The sequence below is a fragment of the Actinoplanes sp. NPDC023801 genome, assembly GCF_040639655.1.
Lineage (GTDB): Bacteria > Actinomycetota > Actinomycetes > Mycobacteriales > Micromonosporaceae > Actinoplanes.
Map to the genome: position 1 here is coordinate 859808 of NZ_JBFAAI010000001.1, position 21360 is coordinate 881167.

Consider the following 21360-nt stretch of genomic DNA (forward strand, 5'->3'; position numbering starts at 1 on the left):
TTCGCGTCCCGAGTACTTATCTGAGCGCACCGCTCCCCCTTGGGGAGGGTGCGCTAGGTCCCGTGCTTCCGCACGAGGGCCTTTTTTGTTGCTCAAGTGCCGGGACCGCTTACCGAAAAGGTCTGAATTGCCATGACTAGACCCACTCCTGAAACCCTCGCCCATCGAGCCACACCGGCCACCGTCGCGGCGGCCGTGAATACCGCTCCCACCACCGTGGCGCCGGTAGCCACGACCGGTGCCGGCGCGCTCGTCCGGTCGCTCGAGGCGCTCGGGGTCGAGGTCGCGTTCGGCATTCCGGGCGGGGCGATCCTTCCGGCGTACGACCCGCTGTTCGACTCGAAGGTGCGGCACATCCTGGTGCGCCACGAGCAGGGCGCCGGGCATGCGGCCACCGGGTACGCGCAGGCCACCGGCAAGGTCGGCGTCTGCATCGCGACCAGTGGGCCGGGCGCCACCAACCTCGTCACGCCGATCGCCGACGCGTACATGGACTCGGTCCCGATCGTCGCGATCACCGGGCAGGTGAGCCGGTCGTTCATCGGCACGGACGCCTTCCAGGAGGCGGACATCCAGGGCATCACCCTGCCGATCACCAAGCACAACTTCCTGGTGCAGACCCCGGAGGAGCTGCCCCGGATCGTGGCCGAGGCATTCCACCTGGCGCTGACCGGCCGTCCCGGCCCGGTTCTGGTGGACATCCCGAAGGACGTGCTGCAGGCACAGACCACCTTCCAGTGGCCGCCGACGCTCGACCTGCCGGGTTACCGCCCGACGCTGCACCCGCACGGCAAGCAGATCCGTGAGGCGGCCCGGCTGATCGCCGCGGCCAAACGCCCGGTGCTGTACGTGGGCGGCGGTGTCCACAAGGCCGGCGCGACCGACGGGCTGCGCAAGCTGGCCGAGCTCACCGGTATCCCGGTGGTCACCACGCTGATGGGCATCGGCGCCTTCCCCGACTCGCACCCGCAGCACCTGGGCATGCCCGGCATGCACGGCACGGTTCCGGCCGTCTACGCGATGCAGAAGTCGGACCTGCTGGTCACGCTCGGCGCCCGTTTCGACGACCGGGTCACCGGCCAGCTGGACTCGTTCGCGCCGGACGCCAAGATCGTGCACGCCGACATCGACCCGGCGGAGATCGGCAAGAACCGGCACGCGGACGTCCCGATCGTCGGCGACGCCCGGCACGTGATCGACGAGCTGATCGCGGCGGTCTCCGCAAGCGCCGGCGGCACCGAGCAGTACGCGGCCTGGTGGGCGACACTGAACGACATCCGGGAGCGCTACCCGCTGGGTTACGACGAGCCGACCGACGGCACGCTCTCCCCGCAGTACGTGATCGAGCGGCTCGGCGAGATCGTCGGCCCGGACGCGATCTACTGCGCCGGCGTCGGTCAGCACCAGATGTGGGCCTCCCAGTTCATCAAGTACGAGAAGCCGGGCACCTGGCTCAACTCGGGCGGCGCCGGCACGATGGGCTACGCGGTCCCGGCCGCGATGGGCGCGAAGGTCGCCCAGCCGGGCACCACGGTGTGGGCGATCGACGGCGACGGCTGCTTCCAGATGACCAACCAGGAGCTGGCCACCTGTGCTCTGGAGGGGATCCCGATCAAGGTGGCCGTCATCAACAACGGCAACCTGGGCATGGTCCGGCAGTGGCAGACGCTGTTCTACGACGGCCGCTACTCCAACACCGAGCTGGGCACGCACAAGCACCGGATCCCGGACTTCGTGAAGCTGGCCGAGGCGCTCGGCTGCATCGGCCTGCGCTGCGAGTCGAAGGACGACGTCGACAAGGTCATCAAGCAGGCCATGGAGATCAACGACGCTCCGGTCGTCATCGACTTCACGGTCGGCAAGGACGCCATGGTGTGGCCGATGGTCGCGGCCGGCACCAGCAACGACGAGATCATGTTCGCCCGGGACGTGCGCCCGACGTTCGAAGAGGACGACCTGTGACCAACAAACACACCCTGTCGGTGCTGGTCGAGAACAAGCCCGGTGTGCTCGCCCGGGTGAGCGGCCTGTTCTCCCGGCGCAGCTTCAACATCGACTCCCTGGCGGTCGGCGAGACGGAGAACCCCGACGTCAGCCGCATCACGATCGTGGTCAACGCGGACTCGAACCCGTTGGAACAGGTCACCAAGCAGCTCAACAAGCTGGTCAATGTCCTGAAGATCGTGGAGCTGGACCCGGCCCAGTCGGTCCAGCGCGAGCTCCTGCTGGTCAAGGTGCGTGCCGATCGGGCGCAGCGCAGCCAGGTGCTCGAGACCGTCGAGCTGTTCCGGGCACGAGTGATCGACGTCGCTCCGGACACCCTGACGATCGAGGCCACCGGTAATCCCGACAAACTGGATGCGTTGCTGCGCGACCTCGAGCCGTACGGCATCAAGGAGATGGTCCAGTCGGGTCTCGTGGCCATCGGCCGCGGATCCCGGTCCATCACCACGGGCCCCGCGCTCCGCGCCGCCTGATCCCCGTCCAACCGCCCCACCCGCCGCCCGAAAAGCGGACTGAAGGCGTTATCAGCCAGCCACAGAAGAAGGAAGTCATGACCGCGGAAGTGTTCTACGACGGCGACGCCGACCTGTCGATCATCCAGGGCAAGAAGGTCGCCGTTATCGGCTACGGCAGCCAGGGCCACGCGCACTCGCTGTCGCTGCGCGACTCGGGTGTCGAGGTCGTGGTGGGTCTGCAGGAGGGCTCCAAGAGCCGTCCGAAGGCCGAGGAGCAGGGGCTCACCGTGAAGACCCCGGCCGAGGCCGCCGCCTGGGCCGACGTGATCATGGTGCTCGCGCCGGACACCGCGCAGCGCAAGATCTACTCCGAGTCGATCGCCCCGAACCTGTCCGCGGGTAAGGCGCTCTTCTTCGGCCACGGCCTGAACATCCGCTTCGAGCTGATCAAGCCGCCGGCCGACGTCACCGTCGCGATGGTCGCTCCGAAGGGCCCCGGCCACCTGGTCCGCCGTCAGTACGTCGACGGCAAGGGCGTCCCCGCCCTGATCGCGGTCGAGCAGGACCCGACCGGCGACGGCCAGGCGCTCGCCCTGTCGTACGCGAAGGCGATCGGCGGCACCCGCGCCGGCGTCATCAAGACGACGTTCAAGGAGGAGACCGAGACCGACCTCTTCGGCGAGCAGGCCGTCCTCTGCGGCGGCACCGCGGCCCTGGTGCAGACCGGTTTCGAGGTGCTCACCGAGGCCGGCTACGCCCCGGAGATCGCCTACTTCGAGTGCCTGCACGAGCTCAAGCTGATCGTCGACCTGATGTACGAGGGCGGCATCTCCCGGATGCGCTACAGCGTCTCGGACACCGCCGAGTTCGGTGACTACGTCTCCGGCCCCCGGGTCATCAACGCCGAGACCAAGAAGGAGATGCAGGCGATCCTCGCCGACATCCAGTCCGGCGAGTTCACCCGCCGCCTGATCGAGGACGACGAGAACGGTGGCCCCGAGCTCAAGAAGTACCGCGAGCAGGGCGCCGAGCACCCGATCGAGATCACCGGCAAGAAGCTGCGCGGCATGATGAGCTGGGTGGACCGGCCCATCACCGAGACCGCCTGACAATCTCGGCACCTCGAAACGCCCGGCTGGGACATCCAGCCGGGCGTTTTCGTGTCTAACATCGACAGTCATGACTTCCGTCGTGCTGGTGACCGAGGAACTGGCCCCTGCCGCACTCGCTGTCCTGGCCGAGGAGTACGAGGTCAGACAGGTCGACGGCACCGATCGGGCGGCACTGGCCGCGGCGCTGCCGGACGCCGATGCGGTGATCATCCGGAGTGCCACCCGGATCGACGCCGAAGCACTGGCGCACGGCGTCCGGCTGCGGGTCGTGGCCCGCGCCGGGGTCGGCCTCGACAACGTCGACGTCCCCGCCGCCACCGCTCGCGGCGTGCTCGTCGTCAACGCGCCCACCAGCAACATCGTTTCGGCGGCCGAGCAGGCGGTGGCGCTGCTGCTGGCGGTGGCCCGGCACACCGCGGCGGCGAGCGCGGCGCTCAAGGCGGGCGCCTGGCGGCGGTCCGCCTACACCGGCGTCGAGGTGCACGGAAAGACCGTCGGGGTGGTCGGCCTGGGCCGGATCGGCGTCCTGTTCGCGCAGCGCATGGCAGCTTTCGGGGTACGGCTGATCGCCTACGACCCCTACGTGCAGCCGTCCCGCGCGGCCCAGCTCGGCGTGCATCTGGTGACGCTCGAGGAGCTGCTCCGGGAGAGTGACTTCATTTCGGTGCACCTGCCCCGTACGCCGGAGACCGTGGGTCTGATCGGGGAGAAGGAACTGGCCCTCGTCCGGCCGGGGCTCCGGATCGTCAACGCGGCCCGCGGCGGCCTGATCGACGAGGCCGCGCTTGCCGACGCGCTTGCCGACGGGCGGGTGGCCGGTGCCGGGCTGGACGTCTTCGAGACCGAACCGCTCACCGCGTCGCCGTTGTTCGCGTACGACAACGTGGTGGCCACCCCGCACCTGGGCGCCTCGACGGTGGAGGCGCAGGACAAGGCGGGACTGGCGGTGGCCCGCAGTGTGCGCCTGGCACTGCGCGGCGAGTTCGTGCCGGACGCGGTCAACGTGCGGGCCGGTGGTGCCGTCGACGAGGAGGTGCGCCCGCTGCTGCCGCTGGCCGAGAGGCTGGGCCGGCTCTTCACTGCGGTGGCCGGCGGGGTCGCCGACGGCGTCACGGTCGAGGCGCGCGGTGAGATCGCCGGGCGTGATCTGTCGGTGCTGCGGCTGGCCGCGGCCAAGGGACTGTTCGCCCCGATCGTGGACGAGCGGGTGACCTATGTGAACGCCACGCAGCTGGCCGCGGACCGTGGCGTGGAGGTGCGACTGGCCACGGCCGAGGACGCGGGCGAGCACGCGAACCTGGTCGTGGTGCACGGCGCGCTGCCCGACGGGCGTACCGTCACGGTGGCCGGTGCCGTGACCGTCACCGGGACCCGGCTCACCGAGGTCGACGGGTTCGACCTGGACCTTCCGGCCGAGGGGGTCCTGGTCTTCCTCGCCTACACCGACCGGCCCGGCGTGGTCGGGGCGATCGGCACGGCGTTCGGCACGGCCGGCATCAACATCGCCGCCATGCGGGTCGCCCGCCGGGCCGCCGGCGGCGAGGCGCTCATGGTGCTGACCGTGGACTCGCCGGTGTCGCCGGAGCTGCTGGCCGGCGTGGGCGCGGTGATCGGCGCGTCCCGTACCGCGGTGGCGGACCTGAGAGCCGACTGATCACACCGGGAAGGACCGGTAGACCGAGCCGTCCTGCAGGTCGAGCAGGTCGAGGCGGAACTGCACGGCGTACTTCTCGATCATCTCGAGCACGATGTCGGCGCAGTTCTCGTCGAGTTTCATGTGGATGTGGTCGGCTTCGGCGTGCAGCGGCGCGTGGGCCCACGGCGAACCGGGCTCGGCGACGTTCGGCCCGCGATCCGGGTAATGGCTGGTCACGGCGTCGTAGAACGCGACCACACGCGGGTCGGCGGGCCGATGCGGATGCTCGCCGCGAACGCAGCGTGCATTGGCGGCCCGGACCGCGTCCGGCTCGGCCGTCTGGCCCATGGCCCACACCACAAGGTCGAAACTCACCGGCGCATGGTGCCATCACCGGCAGGCGTACGCGACGAACCGGATGCCCGACACGCGGGCGTGCGCCTTGCGCGTCTTTAGTCCGCATCGCTAGCGTTGTCCCCTGACCGCACGTCTTGACCGGGCCTGTCTTCGGGTGATGGTGCCCGGATCCGGGCGAGCGGTGCGTATCCCGGCGGGACTTCTCGTCGCTTCAGCCCCCGTGACCGTTTGCCGCGGTCCGGGGGCTGTTCGCATCCTGTGTTCGTCCATTGGATGGGACTGTCCGTCCGATGATCGGGACAGGCGGGTAGCCTGGCCGTGGTTCACCAGAATGGTTGGGGGAGTTGACGTGAGCGTGGCGCGGATCGCGGTTGTCGGCGGTGACGGCATCGGTACCGAGGTGACCGCCCAGGCTCGCAAGGTCATCGACGCCGTGCTCCCCGGAGTCGCCTACAACGAGTACGACCTGGGTGCCCGCCTCTACCACCGCACCGGTGAGGTCCTCCCGCAGTCGGTCGAGGACGAGCTGGCCGGTCACGACGCTATCCTGCTGGGCGCCATCGGCGACCCGAGTGTGCCGCCGGGCGTCCTGGAGCGCGGCCTGCTGCTGAAGCTCCGCTTCGACTTCGACCAGTATGTGAACCTGCGCCCGTCCAAGCTGTGGCCCGGCACGTCCAGCCCGCTCTCCGGCGTCAAGGCCGGCGAGATCGACATGGTCGTGGTCCGCGAGGGCACCGAGGGTCTCTACGTCGGCGCCGGCGGCGTCCTGCACAAGAACACGCCCGCCGAGATCGCCACCGAGGAGAGCCTGAACACCCGGCACGGCGTGGAGCGGGTCATCCGTGACGCGTTCGCCCGCGCCCAGCGCCGCGACCGCCGCCACGTCACCCTGGTGCACAAGACCAACGTGCTCACCCACGCCGGCAACCTGTGGTCGCGTGCGTTCGCCGCCGTCGCCTCGGAGCACCCCGAGGTCACCACGGAATACCAGCACATCGACGCGGCCAGCATGTTCATGGTCAGCAACCCGCAGCGGTTCGACGTGGTGGTGACCGACAACCTCTTCGGTGACATCCTCACCGACATCGCCGCGGCCGTGACCGGTGGCATCGGCATGGCAGCAAGCGGTTCCGTCAACCCCGAGCGGATCTACCCGTCGACGTTCGAGCCGGTGCACGGCTCCGCGCCGGACATCGCCGGCAAGGGCATCGCCGACCCGGCAGCCGCCATCCTCTCCGCCGCCCTGCTGCTGGAGCACCTGGGCAAGCCCGACGAGGCCCGGCGAGTAACCGAGGCGGTCGCGGCCGAGGTCGCGTCCCGGACTCCGGGCGCGCCGCTGCGTACCGCCGAAGTCGGCGACCGCGTCGCTGCCGCTCTCTGAGCCTGCCGCTTCCTGAGGTCGCCGCCGCCGTCCGAGCGAGTCGGCCCGTCACCGAGCCCCACGGGGCTCATCACCCATGGTCATTATTTTTTAACGACCGTTCGGGGTAAATTCATGGGGCACTACGGGTGCCCCCATGCATGCTTCCAAACTTCTGCGCAGAAAGCAGGTCCACCTGTTATGAGCGGTGGTGACCACCTCGACTTCGAGATCCGTCCGAACCCGGCACCCGTCAGCGACGCGGACCGCGCCGCCATGCTGGCCAGCCCCGGTTTCGGCCGCATCTTCACCGACCACATGGTCACGGTGCGCTACGCCGACGGCAAAGGCTGGTATGAGCCTCGCGTCGAAGCCCGCGCGCCGATCCCGATGGACCCGGCAAGCGCCGTCCTGCACTACGCGCAGGAGATCTTCGAGGGCCTGAAGGCGTACACGACACCGGACGGCGGTGTCGCGATGTTCCGCCCCGACGCCAACGCCAACCGGTTCAACCAGTCCGCGGCCCGGATGGCGATGCCGGCCCTGCCGGTCGAGACGTTCCTCCAGTCCCTGCACGAGATCATCAAGATCGACCGCAACTGGATCCCGGAGGATCCCGAGGGCAGCCTCTACCTGCGCCCGTTCGCCTACGCGAGCGAGGTGTTCCTCGGCGTCCGCCCCGCGAACGAATACCTCTACCTGGTCATCGCCTCCCCGGTCGGGCCGTACTTCTCCGGCGGCGTCAAGCCGGTCAGCATCTGGGTGACCCCCGACTTCACCCGTGCGGCCCCCGGCGGCACCGGTGCGGCCAAGTGCGGCGGCAACTACGCGGCCGGCCTCTCCGCCCAGGCGGAGGCCTCCGAACACGGCTGCGACCAGGTCGTCTACCTCGACGCGATCGAGCGCAAGTACATCGACGAGCTCGGCGGCATGAACGTTTTCCTCGTCCTCGACGACGGCAGCCTGATCACCCCGCCGCTCACCGGCACCATCCTGCCGGGCATCACCCGCGACTCGGTTATCAAGCTGGCCGAACGGGCCGGCCGCAAGGTCGAGGAGCGTCCGATCAGCCTGGCGGAATGGCGCGAGGGTGCCGCCTCCGGCCGGGTCCGGGAGGCCTTCGCGTGCGGCACCGCCGCCGTGATCACGCCGATCGGCACGATCAAGAGCGAGGACGGCGCCTTCACCGTCGCCGACGGCGGCTCGGGCGAGGTCACCATGGCCATCCGCAAGGAACTGGTCGACATTCAGCGTGGCCGGGCCGAGGACCCGTTCGGCTGGGTCCACCGAGTCCTTTAACCCTTCTCCGGTACGGGTGGGAGCGCCGGCAAACGCACCCACCCCGTCCCGTGGCTACCACGCGAGCGCTGCGGTCCGTCCGGACCGCAGCGCGCCCGCCGGGCGTGAGCGATCCCCCGCCGGTCATCGGCACCGGGTCACCGTATGACCGCCCGGTCCCGGGAGGCGGGGTGTATACCGGTTGGCACTCACTCGGCGAGAGCGCCGCCCAGGTCCTCGACGCGTTCAGCGACGGTGGCGCGCTCAAGCCACTGATCAAGCTGTGCGCGATCGATGCAGGCCGTGATCTTCGCTTGAGCCTCGTCGGAGACGTCAATTCCGCGCGCCTTGAGGACCTTGATGATGGAGTGCGCCTCACCGGCGGCGTATTGGCGTTGCGCCCACTCGCTCTTGTACGGGTGATCTGTGGTGGTCATGTAATCCTCCAGCAGCTTGCGGGTCGCAGCCGGCAGCACCGTGAGTACAAAGTCATGGTACAGAGCTGCGCGGTCGGCCTCGATGGCGTCAAGGGCGCGAAACAACGCCTTGAACAGGGGAATCGGGTCGTTCTGGTCGGCGTGGGCGAGGGTGGACAGAATCGTCAGTTCAGGGAGGCGTTGCGCGGTCTCCGGGTCGGTGATGAGCGGTGTTTGTGCCGGGCCGAACGCCACCGGAAAGATCCGTGATGGCGGCAGGCTGATGAGGATCGGCTTGGCCGCCCAGTCGGCGACCGGCTGTTGCGGGCACAGCACCAGAAGAGTGACCGGGCAACCCAGCCGGGCATACAGAGTGGCCACGTAGGCGGGCCAGCTCCGCAGCTTTCGAGGGTCGATCTGACGCTGCACCTCGACCACGACTGAGAGGACCTTCTTCTCGCCGCGGGTCAGTGTGACGACGGCGTCGGCTCGGTACTCGGTAGGGGCTACGTCGGTCAGGTCGGCTGAGGCGAGGTGAGCCTCGTCGTAATCGGGGAGGGCGCCTTGAAGGGGGCCGTCCAGGAGTTCCGCGGCCAGGGAGGGGCGGCCGCGGAACATGTCGATGAGGACTTCGTGCACCTGTGAGGGCATGGGGTTAGCGTACCGCTAGGTGTCGTATGAACGGTAGTCGCTAGTCACCATGACACGCGCCGAGTGCTGTCTAGAGGTCGGTGAGCAGGTGGGACCTCATGGCGGCCAGTTCGTCGTCGGTGATGCCGATGTCCTTGGCGTAGGCCTCGACCGATCCGTGCAGTGCCCGCAGGTCGTCGAGGAACAGCAGTATCGCCTCGGCGGGGGAGTCGAACATGTGCTCATTGCCCTTGACCGCCTCGGGAGCGGTGCGCAGGAGGTACTCGGTGAGCGGGCGCATCGCCTCGGTGGTCAGGGCGTAGTCGGCGGCGATGTCCCCGTCGGACACCCCGAGCAGGGACAGCGTCAGCGCGCACACCGTGCCGGTCCGGTCCTTGCCGGCCATGCAGTGCACCACGACGGGGGCGGCCGCCGGGTCGGCGATCACACGCAGCGATTCGGCGATGCCCTCGCGGCCGTCCTCGACGAAGTTCAGGTAGCGGTCGGCGAGCCAGCGTTCGTGCCGGGCGTCCTCGGGATGTTCGATCTCCTCCCAGTCGACGTGCCGGATCACCAGGTTGCGGTAATCGACGCCGTGTTCCTCGGGGACGCGGCCGAACTTCTCCACCTCCAGCTCGCGCCGCAGGTCGATCACGGTGCGGATGCCGAGGGCGGCGAACGCCTCCCCGTCGGCCTCGCGCATCCGGTGCAGGGAGTCGGCCCGGAACATCCGCCGCCAGCGGACCCGGCGTCCGTCGAGGCCGGCATAACCGCCGACGTCACGGAAGTTGTAGGCCTTCGTGAACGGAAGATTGCGTGAATACGATTCGGCCACCACGGCTCCAACCTAGCCGGAGCCGGCGACCTCCTCACCGGTCGATTTCGTCACCCTCGTCGTCTCAGCAAGTGGATTTCGGGCTCATGCCGTCCCATCCCGTGGCATGCTTCGGATCGTGACCCACACCGTGCTGATTATTCGCACCTAGCGCGCCGGCTGACTTCTCGCCGACGCGCAGACCTCCCGCATCCGCGGGGGGTCTTTTTGTTGTTGCTTGTGGGTGATCGATGAAAGGACTTCCCCGATGGACTACCAGGTGTTCGACACGACGCTGCGCGACGGCGGACAACGTGAGGGAATCAGCTACACGGTCGCCGACAAGCTCGCGGTCGCGCGCCTGCTGGACGAATTCGGTGTGGGTTTCATCGAGGGCGGGTGGCCGGGTGCCATGCCCAAGGACACCGAGTTCTTCGAACGGGCGAAGACCGAACTCGATCTGAAACACGCGGTTCTGGTCGCTTTCGGCGCGACCCGTAAGGCGGGCGTCGACGTGGCCGCGGACGCCCAGGTTCAGGCGCTGCTGGACGCCGGTACGCCGGTGGTGTGCGTGGTGGCGAAGTCCGACATCCGGCACGTGGAACGGGCGCTGCGCACCACCGGGGACGAGAACCTGGCCATGGTCCGCGACACCGTGCGGCACCTGGTCGCCAACGGCCGCCGGGCGTTCGTCGACTGCGAACACTTCTTCGACGGCTTCCGGTACGACCCGGAGTACACGGCGAGTGTGGTGAAGGCGGCGATCGAGGCCGGTGCCGAACGGGTCGTCATGTGCGACACCAACGGCGGCATGCTCCCCTCCATGATCACCAAGGCGATCGACGAGGTGGTGGAGCGGACCGGCGTGACCCCGGACCGGCTCGGCATCCACTGCCAGAACGACACCGCCTGCGCCGTCGCGAACACGGTCGCCGCCGTCGAGGCCGGTGTGAAGCACTTCCAGTGCACGGCCAACGGGTACGGCGAGCGCCCCGGCAACGCCGACCTGTTCGCCACGGTCAGCAACCTGCAACTCAAGCTCGGGCTGAAGGTCCTACCGGACGGATGCCTGGAGAAGGCGACGCGGGTCTCGACCGCGCTCGCCGAGATCGCGAACATCGCCCCCGACACCCACCAGGCCTACGTCGGGGCTGCCGCATTCGCTCACAAGGCGGGGCTGCACGCGAGCGCGATCAAGGTGGATCCGCTGCTCTACAACCACGTCGACCCGTCGGTTGTGGGCAACGACATGCGGATCCTGGTAACCGAGATGGCCGGCCGGGCCAGCATCGAGCTCAAGAGCCGTGAGCTCGGGCTGGACCTGGCCGGCCACCCGGACACCCTGACCGCTGTGACCCGCAAGGTCAAGGACCTGGAGGCGACGGGCTGGTCGTTCGAGGCCGCCGACGCCTCGTTCGAGCTGCTGGTTCGCAGCGAACTGCCGGGTGCCGAGCTGGCCCGGCCGTTCACCCTGGAGTCGTACCGGGTGCTCGTCGAGCACCGCGAGGACGGCACGGTCGTCTCCGAGGCGACGGTCAAGGTCCGGGTCCGTGGCGAGCGGGTGATCGCCACGGCCGAGGGCAACGGCCCGGTCAACGCGCTTGACGAGGCGTTGCGTACCGCTCTGACCGGCCACTACCCGCACCTGCAGTCGTTCGAACTGACCGACTACAAGGTGCGGATCCTGGAGGGCAGCCACGGCACGAACGCGGTGACCCGGGTGCTGCTGGAGACCAGCGACCACAACCGGGAGTGGACCACGGTCGGCGTGCACGAGAACATCGTCGAGGCCAGCTGGACCGCCCTCGTCGACGCCTTGACCTACGGTCTGGCCCGCACTGAGCCTGCTGGCTCCGCTGGGCTTGCCGGCTCCGCTTCGCTCCGCGGGTAATCGCTGGGCCTGCTGGCTCCGCTTTGCTCCGCGGGTAATCGCCTTGTAACCGGTGAGTTGGCATCCGGTTTCCCGCCGCCCGCAAACCCCGCGGGCGTCGATAAATCGGATGCCAACTCACCGGCGGCGATTACCGGTCCTGGCAGTAACGTCTTAGGGGCGGGCGGCGGCTCTGATCAGTTCGAGCGCCGCCGCCCAGGGCATCGGGTCCATGTGACTGCCGTGCCGCAGCCGTAGGCTCACTTCGCCTGATGCGGCCTCGCGGGTGCCGATCACTGCGATGTATGGGACCTTGCGGTTGTCGCGGATGCGGGCGCCGACCGAGCCCTCGTGGAGGACCTCGACGCGCAGGTCGGGTGCCGCGGCGGCGAATGAACGGGCCGCGGCGTCGTGATCGGCGCCGACCGGTAGCACGGCTAGCTGGACCGGTGCGTACCAGACCGGAAACGCGCCCTCGTGCACCTCGATCAGGTGCCCGAAGAGCCGCTCCATCGACCCGGCGAGGCTGCGGTGCACCATCACCGGCCGCCGGCGTTCGCCGCCCGCGTCCACGTACTCCAGCTCGAACTGTTCCGGCTGGTGGTAGTCGATCTGCACGGTGGCGAGGGTCCACTCGCGGCCGGACGGATCGGCGACCTGGATGTCGATCTTCGGTCCGTAGAACGCGGCCTCACCCGGCACCGCCACGTACTCCACCCCGGCATCCGCCAGTGCGCCACGCAGCAGCGACTCGGCCCGTGCCCACGAGTCGTCGTCCCCGCCGTACTTCTTTCCCGGCCCGCGCAGCGACAGCTGGTAGGAGACCGGTCCCATGCCGAGCGCCGCGTGCACCTGCCGCATCAGCGCCAGCACTCCGGCCACCTCGGCACCGGCCTGATCCTCGGCGCAGAAGATGTGCGCGTCGTGAGGAGCATCGAACGCACCCGGGACAGTCCGCCGAGGACCCCGGACCGTTCCGCCCGGTACATCGGGCCCAGTTCGGCGATCCGCAACGGCAGGTCACGGTACGACCGCCCGCGCGACCGGAAGATCAGCGCGTGATGCGGGCAGAGGCTCGGGCGCAGCACCAGTTCGTCGTCGCCGAGCCGCATCGGCGGGAACATGTCGTCGGCGAAGTTGCGCCAGTGGCCGGACAACTCGTACAGCCGGCGTTTGCCGAGCGCCGGGGAGTAGACGTGCCGGTACCCGGCGCGGCGCTCCAGGTCGTGCAGGTAGGACTCCACCTCGTGGCGGGGGGCCGCGCCGGCCGGAAGCCAGAACGGCAGGCCCGCACCGATCAGCGGGTCGGAGTCGAAGAGGTCCAGCTCGCGGCCGAGCCGGCGGTGATCGACGGACATTTCAGGGTCTCCCTCGCATCGGGACCCCGGACGACAAAGCCCCGGGCATGTCGCCCGGGGCCGGTCGTCGCTTCTAGCTCAGCATCGACTCGTCGCCGGGTCTTCCCGGCGTGGTCGTCATCAAGCTGAGCATCATGGAAGAGGATGTTAGGGAGCGCCGGTGCGGCCGGCCAACCAGTTTTCCGAGAGGATCTGGTAAAGGTAGTGGTCCTGCCAGCTGCCCGCGATCTTGAGGTAACCGGGTGCCATGCCGAAGCGCTGGAAGCCGTTGCGTTCGAGGACGCGCTGCGACCGTACGTTGTGAAGCATGGTGCCCGCCTCGACCCGATGCAGACCGTAGGTGAGGAAGGCCGCCTCGAGCACCGCCGCGACCGCGGCAGTGGCGACGCCGCGCCCTGCGGCGTCCGCAGCCACCCAGTAGCCCAGGTTGGCCGACTGGAAAGCGCCGTGCACGACGTTGGAGAGGTTGACCCGGCCGATGATCCGGCCACCCTCGACGATCGCGTGCGGCAGCGCGTTGCCGGCCCGTAGCGAGTCGGAGATGATCCGCCACTGACCCTCGATGGTGTAGTAGCTCTCGTCGCGCAGCGGATCCCAGGGGGCCAGGTGTTCCCGGTTGGCCCGGATCAGGGCCGCCATCTCCTCGGCATCGGCCGGGCTGATCAGCCGGATCGCCACGTCGCTCATGCCGCCGGAACCGTCACCCAGGCGATCACCGCGCGGTGATCGGAATCCTTCACATCGTGCACCTGGACATCCTTCACGCCGATGCGCTCGTCCACCAGCACGTGATCGATCGTCACCGGGGGAATCGGATCGGAGTCGTACGGCCCCCACGTGCCGATCCAGCCCTTCCCGACGGCGTCGGCGGCGTCCCGGTAACCGGTCGCGATCAGGTCCCGCATCAGCCTGTGGTCGAGGGTCGCGTTGAAGTCGCCCAGCAGGATCTTGGGAAGACCGCCCTCCGCGGGCAGCTGGGCGCGCTGGTCGGCCGACCAGCCGGGGAGCACGTCGGGGTGGGACGGGGCGAGCGGGTGCACCGACTCGACGTAGATCGTCCCGGCGCCGGGCACCTGCACCGCCGCGTGGGCCTGCTGGAAACCGCCGTCGTTGCGTTTGGCGGCCTGCTCGGCGAAGTCGTGGCGGGAGTACAGGCCGGAGCCGCTCGCGCCGGGTTCCGGGGCGAGCTGGTTGAACGGCAGGATCGCCTCCAGCCCGGCCGCCTTCAGAGCCGCCTGGCCGCCCTCGGTGAACTCCTGCACGGCCAGCACGTCGACCTGATTCTCCCGGACCAGCCGGACGATCTCGTTCGCGTCGGCGCCACCGAACAGCATGTTCGCCGTCATGACGCGCAGCTCGACACCGGTGGACGGGCCCCGGTCACGGTCGGTGACGAGCCGCGGCACCACGGCCGCCCCGAAACCGAAGGCGATCAGCACGGCCACCGCGGCGGCGGCCCAGCGCCGCGCGATCAGTGCCACCACGGCGGGGACCAGGGTCCAGACCGCGACGTACGGCGTGAAGGCCAGGAACTGCACCCACAGGCCGGCGTCCCAGCCGAACGTCCGGGCCGGGAGCCAGATCGCCGCCGGGACCAGCGACAGCCACAGCAGTACGGTCCAGACGATGCGCCGCCGGCGGACCGGTCGGGTCACGGGCGGCGCGTCGGTGATCGTCATGGCGGCGACGTTATCCGGCCGCCGCCACCCGCCACCGGTGAAGGAGGCCCAGGTCACATCATCCAGACATGGCCATATACGCAGGTGAGGCCGGGTGCGCGGCGGAACACCGCACACCCGGCCCGTCGTCAGATGTCCGCGTCGACCAGCTCGCCGAACTCGCCCAGCTCGTCCCGGATTACCGAACCGTCGCCCTCGACCACGAGGGTCAGCGCGTCCACGGCCAGGTGCTCGGCGGCCGCCTTCGACACCTGCTCGACGGTCGCCTCGAGGTATTCCGTGCGCAGCGTCTCGTAGTAGTCGTCCGGCAGGCCGTGCACCACGAGCGTCGACAGCGCACCGGCGATCGCGCCCGGCGTCTGCATCTCCACCGACAGCTGACCGGCCCGCCACGAACGGGCGACCTCCAGCTCCGCCTCGGTGACGCCCTCCGCCTGGGTACGGGCGATCTCACCGAGCGTGTCCCGGATCGCCGGGGCGGTCACCGCGGTCTGCACCCCGGCGGCCACCTCGAAACGACCCCAGCGGCGGCTCATGGCGTACGACCCGCGGATGCCGTACGTGTACCCCTTGACCTCCCGGATCAGGTGATTCAGGCGGGACGTGAACGCGCCGCCGAGCACCGTGGCGGCAAGCGTCATCGGCACGTAGTCGGGGGTGGCCCGTTCCGGTGCCCGGTGCCCGAACCGCAGCGTCGACTGCACCGAGTCCGGCCGGTCCACCAGGATGGTGCGCCGGCGTGGCGGCAGCACCACGCCGAGCGGGCCGGCCTGCTCCAGCGGCTCGCCCGAGGTGCCCTCGAACGCGGCCTCGGCCAGCGCCGCCAGATCGAGTGCGTCCAGGTCACCGGCGACCAGCAGGACACCCGGCCGCCGCAGCCACGCCTCGTGGAAGGCCAGCACGTCCTCCACGGTCACCGCCGCGACCGACGTGGGATCGCCGTGCAGCGGGCGGCTGTACCGCCCGTCGGCGCCGAACAGGTCGGCTCGCAGCGCGGCGTCGGCCCGGGGGCCCGGCTGCGCCCAGTCCATCCGCAGGGCGGTCACCTCGTCGTCGCGAACCCGTGCCACGTCCGCCGGATCCAGTTTCGGGGTACGGGCCGCCTCGGCGGCCAGGCGCACCGCGTCGGCGAGCAGCGGACCCGGTGCCGACACCCCGACCCGGAACGTGTCCCAGTCGACCGCTGGGGACAGCTCGGCACCGAGGCTCTCCAGCGCCAGGGCGTACGCCGCCGAATCGCGTTTGCGGGTGCCCTCCTCCAGCGACTTGGCGAGCACGGTGGCCGTGCCCTCGCGGCCGTCGGACTCGCGGGCCGCGCCCGCGTCCAGCACCAGCAGCGCGCTGGCCAGGAGCTGCCCCGGCAGGTGCGCGGCGATGACCGTACCGCCGTGTGCGGTGACCCGGCGGATCTGCGGGAACGCGTACGGCCGGGCCGTGCCGGTGCCCGGGCGGGTGGTGACGAGGCTCATGAGGGCTCCCCGGGAACGTAGGTGAGGGTGACGCGGGACTCGGGGCGCAGCACCTGCCTGGCCGCCTCGGTGACGTCGGCGGAGGTGACGGCCAGCCACTTCGGCAGGCGGTCGGCGGCGGTGGCCGGGTCACCGAACTGGGTCGCGTACCGCCCCAGCAGGTCGGCGCGGCCGCCGACTGTCGAGACGCCGCGCCACCACGCGGTCGTCAGCAGCGCCTTGGCCCGGTTCAGCTCGTCGTCGGTCACCGGCTCGTCGATCAGGCTCTGCACCACCTCGGCCAGACCCGCCTCCAGGGTCTCCAGCGAGACGCCGTCCTTGGCGGTGGCCGTGATGATCAGCGGGGCCGGCGCGTGCGCCAGATCCACCCCGTAGGCGCCGATGTAGTCCGGCTGGGCGATCCGCGCGCCGTCGGCGAGCCGCTGGTAGAGCCGGCTGCCCCGGCCGCTGCCGAGCACCATCGAGAGCACCGTCACGGCGTCGTACCCGGCCGTCCCGAACGGGAACGTCCGGTGCGACAGGTAGATCCGCGGGGCCGGCACCTTCGCGGTGACCGTCTCCCGTACCGCCTCGGTCGCCGGATCCGGAAGCGAACCGTCCGGCGCGGCCGGGATGTCCGGAACTGCGGCGATCGCGCCGAAGTACTTCTCCGCCAGCGCGAACACCTCGGCCACGCTCGTGTCGCCGACGACCGTCAGGACCGCGTTGTTCGGTGCGTAGTACTGCTGGTGGAACGCCTTGAACGTGTCCAGCGCGGCGGAGTTCAGATCCTCCATCGACCCGATCGTGGAGTGGTGGTACGGGTGACCCTCCGGGTACAGCAGCGGCAGCAGGCGCAGCCACGCGTCGCCGTAGGGCACGTTCTCGTACCGCTGGCGGCGTTCGTTCTTGACCACCTCGCGCTGGTTGTCGAGCGTCTCCTGGGTGAGCGCCGGGACGAGGCCGCCCATCCGGTCCGCCTCCAGCCAGAGCGCCAGCTCCAGGTGCTCGGACGGCATCGTCTCGAAGTAGTTCGTCCGGTCCGGGTTCGTGGTCGCGTTCAGCGAACCGCCGTTGCCCTGCACCAGCTTCATGTGCTCGGTCTTCTTCACGTGCTGCGAACCCTCGAACATCAGGTGCTCGAAGAGGTGCGCGAACCCCGTCTGGCCTGGCGGCTCGTGCCGGGAGCCGACGTCGTACCAGAGGTTGACGCAGACGACGGGGGCCGTCCGGTCCTCGCTGACGACGACGCGCAGACCGTTGGCGAGCTGCGTGGTTTCGATGGGCCACGGATACCCGGTCGTGGCGACCGGTGCGGTTGGTGACGTCACCCGACCAATCTTGCCCTGTATGTGTCGACTGCGTCGCCTTCGATCCCGCCCCGCCGGGCACGATTGCCGCATTACTACGTGGCGCGCGATGATCGGCAGTGCGATGCTGGGCGGCGTGCTTGAGGACGTACGGGTGAACGACCGCCTGACCATCCCGGCGGCCGAACTCTCGTGGCGTTTCTCCCGCGCGAGCGGCCCGGGCGGTCAGGGCGTCAACACCACCGATTCGAGGGTCGAGCTGTCATGGGACGTGCTCGGCTCCGACCTGCTGCCCCCGATGCTGAAGGAACGCGCCGCCGAGCGGCTGGGTCCACGGCTCGTCAACGGTGTCATCACGATCACCGCCGCCGAGCACCGCTCGCAGCTGCGTAACCGGGAGGCCGCCGCCGGCCGGCTGGCCGCGCTGATCGCGGGAGCCGTCGCGGTACCCCCGCGTGCCCGCCGGGCCACGAAACCGACCCGCGGTTCCGTCGAGCGCCGCATCGCCGAGAAGAAACGGCGTGCCCAGACCAAGCGCAACCGGCGCGGCGACCAGGACTGACCCGGCGCGTTTCCGGCTCCGCTGCACCAAGACCGCGACCGTGTTCGATCCCCTGCCCGGAGGTGCGTTGCACGCCTGGTCGGCGGAGGCTGCGGAGCACGGGGCCGCAGAGGGACGCCCCGGGCACGTCTGTGTCGAGGGCGGGTTCACCGGCCGTTGACCATCCGGCTCGGTCCGGTCCCTCCGAAAGGCGCGTCAGCGCTGGTTGAAGGGGGCGACAGCCTCACGGTTACGAGCGGCGGCGTCCGGGCCGAGCAGTGCCTCGCAGACACGGATGAGGCGGCTGCGCAGGGCGGCCGCGCGGCGGGCGAGTTCGCGCTGGCGTGCGACGTACTCCGCCTTGCCCTCCGGGGTCTCGATCTTGACCGGTGGGTGGCCGTAGGAACTCAGGTCGTACGGGCTGGCCTGCATGTCGAGCAGACGGATCTCGCCGGCCAGGGCGAAGCAGTCGAGCGCCAGAGCGCCGGGGACCGCCGGGCCCAGTTTCTGCGCCCACTTGTGCACGTCCATCGCGGCGTGCAGGCAGCCGGGCTGGTCCAGGTCGACCTGGGTGGCGCGGGTCGGCTGCAGCCGGTTGAGGCCGACCGCCTCGGGCGTGAAGAAGCGGAACGCGTCGAAGTGGGTGCAGCGGATGCTGTGCTGCTCGACCACCTCGTCGGTGCCCGCCTGGCCGAGGCGCAGCGGCAGCTCGTGGCGGTGCTCGGCGTCGCGGTAGACCATGGCCCACTCGTGCAGGCCGAAGCAGCCGGAGAAGACCGGCCGGGACGCGGTCGCGGTGAGCAGGCCGTGGATGTAGCGGACGCTCTCGGCGCGGGCGTGCATGAACGCGTCCTGATCGAGGGTGACGACACCGTCGGGATAGGACATGTAGAACTTCCACCCGGCGTGCTCGGCCAGGCCGCCGGGGGCCGCGGCCAGGCCGGTGCCCACGCCCGGATGCCAGCGGCGCAGCAGTGACGGGCGGGTGCCGTAGTAGTCGTAGAGGAAATCCTCGATGGCATGCTTCTCGCCCGCCGCACGGCGAGCACGGTGGCCCGCGGTCATCTGGTCGGCGCGCTCCGAGTGCGCCCGGGCGAGGGGAATCCAGGTAACCGAGGGCAGCGTGGTGGTGAGTGCCCTCACCTGCTTGATCCCCATCGCACCAATGTATCCAGCCGAGGCGATCAACACGATCACCGTTTGGCGCGAATGAGTTCCGCCACGGAATCTGGCATGAGAGACGTACGCCGATGTGTAGTAGGTCTACTACATCTTTGATAATCTGCTGGACATGACTGGATCGGTATTGGCCGCGGGTGCCGCGGTCGACACGCCGGGGGCGGGACACGTCATCGAGGTCCGCGACCTCCGCATGCGTTACGGGGCAAAGGAAGTGCTGGCCGGCGTCGACTTCACGGCGGCGGCCGGCGAGGTGGTCGTGCTGCTCGGGCCCAACGGCGCCGGCAAGACGACCACGATCGAGATCCTGGAGGGCTTCCGGGTTCGCTCCGGTGGGCACGTCCTGGTGCTGGGCACCGATCCGGCCGACGGCGACGAGCACTGGCGCTCCCGGCTCGGTGTGGTGCTCCAGTCCTGGCGCGACCACAGCAAGTGGCGCGTCCGCGAGCTGCTCGCGCACCTCGGCGCCTACTACCGGCTGTATTCCACCGCCGACCGGGTGCGTCCGTGGCCGGTGGACGATCTGCTCGACGTGGTCGGCCTGACCGCCGCAGCGGACACCCGCATCGCCCGGCTCTCCGGGGGTCAGCGGCGCCGGCTCGACGTGGCGATCGGCATCGTGGGGCGGCCCGAGTTGCTCTTCCTCGATGAGCCGACGGTCGGCTTCGACCCGGAGGCCCGGCGTGAGTTCCATGACCTGGTGCACCGGCTGACCGATGTGGACTCCACGACGATCCTGCTCACCACGCACGACCTCGACGAGGCGGAGAAGCTGGCGGACCGCATCCTCATCCTGGCGCGGGGTGAGATCGTCGCGAGCGGTTCGGCCGACGAGTTGACCCGGCAGGTGGCCGGGGAGTCGGAGATCCGCTGGACCCGCGACGGGCAGCGGTTCGTGCACTCGGCCGACGACGCCACCGGGTTCGTCCGCGAGCTGTTCCGCCAGCACGGTGACGCGATCGGTGACCTGGAGGTACGCCGGTCCAGCCTGGAGGAGACGTATATGAAGCTGGTCCGTGCCGCCGAGGAGGACGTGTGATGACGAGGATCGTCCGGCTCGGCCTGTCCCGTGGTCTGGTCGAGTTGCGCCAGACGCTCACCAACGGCTTCGACGTCTTCGGGTACGCCCTGCCGGCCCTGTTGCTGGTCGGCACCCTGCTGCTGATGCGGGACGACACCATCCCGGGCACCGATTTCAGCCTCGGCGCGCACAGCCTGGTCGGATCGCTCGGCATGCTCACCGCCATCGGTGGCGTGATGACCACCGCGCAGTACCTCGCGATGGACCGGGAGGACGGCACCCTGCTGCGGGCCAAGGCCACGCCCGACGGGATGAGCGCCTACCTGATCGGCAAGATCGTCCTGGTCGCCGGCGCGACCGTGGTCGGCTGCCTGTTCGTACTGGTGCCGGGGGTGTTCCTGGTGGACGGGCTGCGGCTGGACGCCACCGGTCTGCTCACCCTGGTCTGGCTGCTGCCGCTCGCCTTCCTCGCCACCATGCCGCTCGGTGCGATGCTCGGCGCGCTCTTCGACAACGCCCGCAGCGTGTCGGTCATCCTGCTGCCGATCATCGGGGTGACCGCGGTCTCCGGCATCTTCTACCCGATCACGGCGATGCCCGGGTGGTTGCAGGGCGTCGCGCAGGTGTTCCCGATGTACTGGCTAGGGTTGGGTCTCCGGTCGGCGCTGCTGCCCGGTTCGCTGGTGGTCGCCGAGCTCGGCGACTCGTGGCGGCATCTGGAGACGTTCGTGGTGCTGGGGGTGTGGTCGGTGATCGGGCTGGCGGTCGCGCCGGGGATCCTGCGGCGGATGGCTCGCCGGGAGTCGGGCTCCGCGGTGGCCGCACGTCGCCAGCGGGCGCTGTCCCGTGTGACGGTCTGAGGGCGCCGGTGGGTAGCGAGACCACGTACAAC

General features: G+C 69.7%; 18 protein-coding genes and 1 pseudogene. 10 read left to right on the forward strand and 9 right to left on the reverse strand.

What is annotated here, in order from left to right:
* Positions 1–132 precede the first annotated feature (132 nt).
* From AB0G04_RS04100 to serA, 4 genes are all read left to right on the forward strand, one after another.
* A complete protein-coding gene (locus AB0G04_RS04100; protein ID WP_360975942.1) occupies positions 133–1962 on the forward strand; it encodes an acetolactate synthase large subunit in 1830 nt (609 codons plus the stop codon).
* Positions 1959–2477, forward strand: coding sequence for an acetolactate synthase small subunit (ilvN, locus tag AB0G04_RS04105; protein ID WP_109590959.1), 519 nt, complete (start codon positions 1959–1961; stop codon positions 2475–2477). The genes AB0G04_RS04100 and ilvN overlap by 4 nt, the downstream gene beginning before the upstream one ends.
* Before the next feature lie 77 nt (positions 2478–2554).
* A complete protein-coding gene (ilvC, locus tag AB0G04_RS04110; RefSeq protein ID WP_360975946.1) occupies positions 2555–3568 on the forward strand; it encodes a ketol-acid reductoisomerase in 1014 nt (337 codons plus the stop codon).
* A gap of 70 nt (positions 3569–3638) precedes the next feature.
* Positions 3639–5225 (forward strand): phosphoglycerate dehydrogenase, encoded by a 1587-nt coding sequence (gene serA / locus AB0G04_RS04115; RefSeq protein WP_360975949.1) that lies wholly within the window; start codon positions 3639–3641, stop codon positions 5223–5225.
* On the opposite strand, the gene AB0G04_RS04120 is transcribed toward serA, so the two are convergent.
* A complete protein-coding gene (locus AB0G04_RS04120; protein WP_360975952.1) occupies positions 5226–5582 on the reverse strand; it encodes a hypothetical protein in 357 nt (118 codons plus the stop codon). It lies immediately after the preceding gene.
* A 337-nt stretch (positions 5583–5919) separates the two neighbouring features.
* Between AB0G04_RS04120 and AB0G04_RS04125 the strand changes: the two genes are divergently transcribed.
* Both AB0G04_RS04125 and AB0G04_RS04130 read left to right on the forward strand, forming a co-directional pair.
* Positions 5920–6945, forward strand: a complete 1026-nt coding sequence (locus tag AB0G04_RS04125) for a 3-isopropylmalate dehydrogenase (RefSeq protein ID WP_360976278.1) — start codon at positions 5920–5922, stop codon at positions 6943–6945.
* A gap of 180 nt (positions 6946–7125) precedes the next feature.
* The gene (locus tag AB0G04_RS04130; RefSeq protein ID WP_360975955.1) at positions 7126–8223 is read left to right on the forward strand and encodes a branched-chain amino acid aminotransferase; all 1098 of its coding nucleotides are present in this window, start codon (positions 7126–7128) and stop codon (positions 8221–8223) included.
* Between the two features lie 188 nt (positions 8224–8411).
* Here the strand turns inward: AB0G04_RS04130 and AB0G04_RS04135 are convergent, their stop codons facing one another.
* A complete protein-coding gene (locus tag AB0G04_RS04135) occupies positions 8412–9269 on the reverse strand; it encodes a hypothetical protein (protein WP_360975958.1) in 858 nt (285 codons plus the stop codon).
* A 70-nt stretch (positions 9270–9339) separates the two neighbouring features.
* Positions 9340–10086, reverse strand: a complete 747-nt coding sequence (locus AB0G04_RS04140; RefSeq protein ID WP_360975961.1) for a tyrosine-protein phosphatase — start codon at positions 10084–10086, stop codon at positions 9340–9342.
* A 244-nt stretch (positions 10087–10330) separates the two neighbouring features.
* On the opposite strand from AB0G04_RS04140, the gene cimA reads away from it, so the two are divergent.
* Entirely contained in the window at positions 10331–11953 is a 1623-nt protein-coding gene (gene cimA / locus AB0G04_RS04145; RefSeq protein WP_360975964.1) for a citramalate synthase, read from the forward strand.
* 153 nt (positions 11954–12106) lie between these two features.
* Here the strand turns inward: cimA and thrS are convergent.
* From thrS to AB0G04_RS04170, 5 genes and pseudogenes are all read right to left on the reverse strand, one after another.
* Positions 12107–13290 (reverse strand): annotated as a pseudogene (thrS, locus tag AB0G04_RS04150) (threonine--tRNA ligase).
* Between the two features lie 147 nt (positions 13291–13437).
* A complete protein-coding gene (locus tag AB0G04_RS04155) occupies positions 13438–13977 on the reverse strand; it encodes a GNAT family N-acetyltransferase (RefSeq protein ID WP_360975967.1) in 540 nt (179 codons plus the stop codon).
* Positions 13974–14969, reverse strand: coding sequence for an endonuclease/exonuclease/phosphatase family protein (locus tag AB0G04_RS04160; protein ID WP_360975970.1), 996 nt, complete (start codon positions 14967–14969; stop codon positions 13974–13976). The genes AB0G04_RS04155 and AB0G04_RS04160 overlap by 4 nt, the downstream gene beginning before the upstream one ends.
* Before the next feature lie 128 nt (positions 14970–15097).
* Positions 15098–16438, reverse strand: coding sequence for a pitrilysin family protein (locus AB0G04_RS04165; RefSeq protein WP_360975973.1), 1341 nt, complete (start codon positions 16436–16438; stop codon positions 15098–15100).
* Entirely contained in the window at positions 16435–17748 is a 1314-nt protein-coding gene (locus tag AB0G04_RS04170) for a pitrilysin family protein (protein ID WP_360975976.1), read from the reverse strand. The genes AB0G04_RS04165 and AB0G04_RS04170 overlap by 4 nt, the downstream gene beginning before the upstream one ends.
* A 103-nt stretch (positions 17749–17851) precedes the next feature.
* Here AB0G04_RS04170 and arfB point away from each other — a divergent pair, with 103 nt between their 5' ends.
* On the forward strand, positions 17852–18289 hold the full coding sequence (gene arfB / locus AB0G04_RS04175) for an alternative ribosome rescue aminoacyl-tRNA hydrolase ArfB (protein ID WP_360976281.1): 438 nt from the start codon (positions 17852–17854) through the stop codon (positions 18287–18289).
* Positions 18290–18484: 195 nt separating this feature from the next.
* On the opposite strand, the gene AB0G04_RS04180 is transcribed toward arfB, so the two are convergent.
* On the reverse strand, positions 18485–19426 hold the full coding sequence (locus AB0G04_RS04180; RefSeq protein ID WP_360975979.1) for a 3-methyladenine DNA glycosylase: 942 nt from the start codon (positions 19424–19426) through the stop codon (positions 18485–18487).
* A 133-nt stretch (positions 19427–19559) separates the two neighbouring features.
* On the opposite strand from AB0G04_RS04180, the gene AB0G04_RS04185 reads away from it, so the two are divergent.
* Both AB0G04_RS04185 and AB0G04_RS04190 read left to right on the forward strand, forming a co-directional pair.
* Positions 19560–20486: an ABC transporter ATP-binding protein gene (locus tag AB0G04_RS04185; RefSeq protein ID WP_360975982.1), complete on the forward strand. Its 927-nt coding sequence runs from the start codon at positions 19560–19562 to the stop codon at positions 20484–20486.
* Positions 20486–21328, forward strand: a complete 843-nt coding sequence (locus tag AB0G04_RS04190; protein ID WP_360975985.1) for an ABC transporter permease — start codon at positions 20486–20488, stop codon at positions 21326–21328. Before AB0G04_RS04185 ends, AB0G04_RS04190 begins: the two co-directional genes overlap by 1 nt.
* Positions 21329–21360: the final 32 nt, after the last annotated feature.